Raw genomic sequence first — 2,469 nt, 5'->3', positions numbered from 1 at the left:
AATTCAACGCCATTGCGCGCGTCGTGCACAATGACCGCGAGCCTCAGCTCGCGGCCACTGTGAAGGCGCTCTTTGATGCCAAGTACAGCTGGAGCGACGGCCTCATAGTCGAACTCACGCGCGCGTAGGGCTTCCGGCTGGGGGCGGACGCGAGGCGGAGTAGTTGCGGAACCAGCCTCGGCCTTCTTGGCCGGCGCTGGTTGGGCGGCGATACGCTGCCCCTCCGTGGAGGGTGCGCTCCTCGCGCACCACGGGGAGCGCCCGGTTGGCGAGTTGATCTACACGTCCCTCGGCCCTAGCTCCTGCTCATTCAGGCGTAGGCCGCGAGCCAAGGAGGCCGATCATGCGCGTCGAGGTCGTTATCACCTCCGATTTCATCTGCCCTTGGTGCCTCGTCGGCGAAAGGCGCTTGCGCAAGGCCATCGCGACCTTGCCGTCGGAGATCACGGTCAGCCTCGCCTTTCGCCCCTTCGAGCTCAATCCCGACATGCCGCCCGAGGGGCGTGACCGCGAGAGCTATCGCGTGGCGAAGTTCGGCCTCGCCCGCAGCCAGGCGATGGACGCGCAGATGACCGAGCTCGGCCGCGCCGAAGGCATCTCCTTTGCCTATGACAAGATCACGCGCACCCCGAGCACCTTTGCGGCCCATCGGCTGATGTGGCTCGCCGAGCGTGAGGGCGAGCCGGAGAAGCTCGCCGACCTTCTGTTCACGGCCTATTTCTCGAAGGCGGAGGATATCGGGGATCCGGCAGTTCTCGCCCGCCTCGCGGCCGAGGCGGGGATCGCCTCTAATCGCGCCGCGGCCTTCCTCGCGGTTGAGGAGGGCGTCAAAGATGTGCGGGCGCTCGAGCTCGAGGCCTATCGCGCCGGCATCAGCGGCGTGCCCGATTTTCGCATCGGGGGCTTCGAGATCGTCGGCGCGCAGGCGCCAGCGATCCTCGCTGATGCGCTGCGCCGCGCTGCCGGCATCGCGGCCTCGGCGGCCTAGGCCTCGCGCTCCGCCCCGGATCAGAACATCGACTCGCGACGATGCTGCTTCTGCTTGCCGGGGCGTTCCCAAACGACGCCCGGATAACCTTTTAGCGGTACCAGCCGCTCGCCCATATAGGTCCAGTCCCGCAACTCCTCGATGCCGAGATGATAGCGCGGCTCGCGCCCGGTGCGCTGCTCGAAGAGGGCGCGCGGCACATTGACCATCTGCGGGGAATGCGCCGCCTCGTAGAAGAGCGGTGTGCCGCAGCTTTTGCAGAAGCTGCGCGCCGTGCGCGTCGCCTGGTGCTCGAAGCGGGTGACACTGTCCTCGCCCTCGGCGACGCGAAAGCGCTTGCGCCAGCTGCCAACGAAGGTCGCGTAGGCTGAGCCATGGGCGAGGCGCGCCGCGCGACGGTGGTCATGCCACGCCCAGCGCGCCGGGACGCCGATCTCGATCGTCACGGCGCCGCATAGGCAGCTCCCCGAAACGATCTCCTCCTTGACGCGGCGCTTCATGGCGCCCGCTCCAGGAAGCGCCGCGCGATCGCCTCCCATTCAGCCTCGATCGCCCCCGTCGCCGCCTTCTCGCCGGCGCTGCGATACCAATTGTCGGCATTGGCCAAGTCACCTTCTATGCGATGCAGAGCATGCACGAGGTCGCAATCGGGCTTGCCTTCGAGCTGCTGCACGCAATTGTGGGCGCGCTCCCAATCTCCATTGCCGGCCCACCACTGCCCTTCGAGAGCAAGGTCGGCTCCCCGGGGCGGCGCTGCTCCCGCGAGGCTCTGACAGAATTCATCGAAGGTCATGATGGCCTGCCTTGCTGCGAGAGGTAACGCGTGGTCCGCCGCAGGCTAGCCGAAGATGGTGGCCGCAAAAAGCAGAGCGCTGCCGAAAGCCGATGCGGACTTCATCCTCATCGAGGTCAATTCCTCGGGGCGAGATGACCTTGAACGGCTTGCGCTCGAGTCGAGGCTGGCGTTCCCCTTCCGCGCTATCCCGCACAGATCAAAGCGAGGGCTGCTAATGCTATTTTTTTCATGGCCTCTGGTGTCGTCTCCATTCGCCGGATCCTTTCTGCGCCCCGTGTTGGCGATCTTCGAACAGGGAGAGAAGGTTTACTTGAGAAGCGAGGCCTGTTGCGGCGCCGGCGCACGTAGCGGGGCCGGCGAGCTGGCAAGGGTCCTGTCCTGATCTTCGGGCGTCGCGGCAGGCGGTTCAAAGGCTTCAGCGACATAGAATGGTTTTCTCAATGAAAGCCGAGCAGCGCACGCTGCGCAGCCCAGTCGGCTGGCAGTTGCGAGGCCCGTCGCATCAACGCCTTGGCGTTGAGTCCTTGAGGTTGGCGTCCGTTGATGATGGCCGTGGTGATGTCCGGCGCCAGCCAAGGCAGACGCAGAAGCGTATAGACGTAGGCGGCCGTCACTTTCTGCTGGCGCGCGATATCGTGCACGCTCAACAGGGTGTTGTCCGTGAGGGATGTCTGGAGATCGTGAG

Annotated in this window: 3 protein-coding genes and 1 pseudogene; 1 reads left to right on the top strand and 3 read right to left on the bottom strand. The window is 65.6% G+C overall.

Going from position 1 to position 2,469, the window contains the following annotated elements:
- Positions 1-343 precede the first annotated feature (343 nt).
- Entirely contained in the window at positions 344-988 is a 645-nt protein-coding gene (locus JOZ76_RS18600; RefSeq protein WP_291700559.1) for a DsbA family oxidoreductase, read from the top strand.
- A gap of 20 nt (positions 989-1,008) precedes the next feature.
- Here JOZ76_RS18600 and JOZ76_RS18595 read toward each other — a convergent pair whose 3' ends face one another.
- From JOZ76_RS18595 to JOZ76_RS18585, 3 genes and pseudogenes are all read right to left on the bottom strand, one after another.
- Positions 1,009-1,488 carry a GFA family protein gene (locus tag JOZ76_RS18595; protein ID WP_291700557.1) on the bottom strand — a complete coding sequence of 160 codons (480 nt, stop codon included), beginning with the start codon at positions 1,486-1,488 and terminating at the stop codon, positions 1,009-1,011.
- On the bottom strand, positions 1,485-1,781 hold the full coding sequence (locus JOZ76_RS18590; RefSeq protein ID WP_291700555.1) for a hypothetical protein: 297 nt from the start codon (positions 1,779-1,781) through the stop codon (positions 1,485-1,487). Before JOZ76_RS18590 ends, JOZ76_RS18595 begins: the two co-directional genes overlap by 4 nt.
- Positions 1,782-2,221: 440 nt before the next feature.
- A pseudogene (locus tag JOZ76_RS18585) lies at positions 2,222-2,469 on the bottom strand (hypothetical protein); the annotation flags it as partial.

Source organism: Bradyrhizobium sp. (assembly GCF_019244115.1).
Lineage (GTDB): Bacteria > Pseudomonadota > Alphaproteobacteria > Rhizobiales > Xanthobacteraceae > Bradyrhizobium.
This window is presented reverse-complemented; position numbering and strand designations above follow the sequence as displayed.

Bases quoted from the DNA above. Each gene is read 5' to 3' on its own strand.
- JOZ76_RS18600 (WP_291700559.1), top strand. From the start codon at position 344: ATGCGCGTCGAGGTCGTTATCACCTCCGATTTCATCTGCCCTTGGTGC.
- JOZ76_RS18595 (WP_291700557.1), bottom strand. From the start codon at position 1,488: ATGAAGCGCCGCGTCAAGGAGGAGATCGTTTCGGGGAGCTGCCTATGC.
- JOZ76_RS18590 (WP_291700555.1), bottom strand. From the start codon at position 1,781: ATGACCTTCGATGAATTCTGTCAGAGCCTCGCGGGAGCAGCGCCGCCC.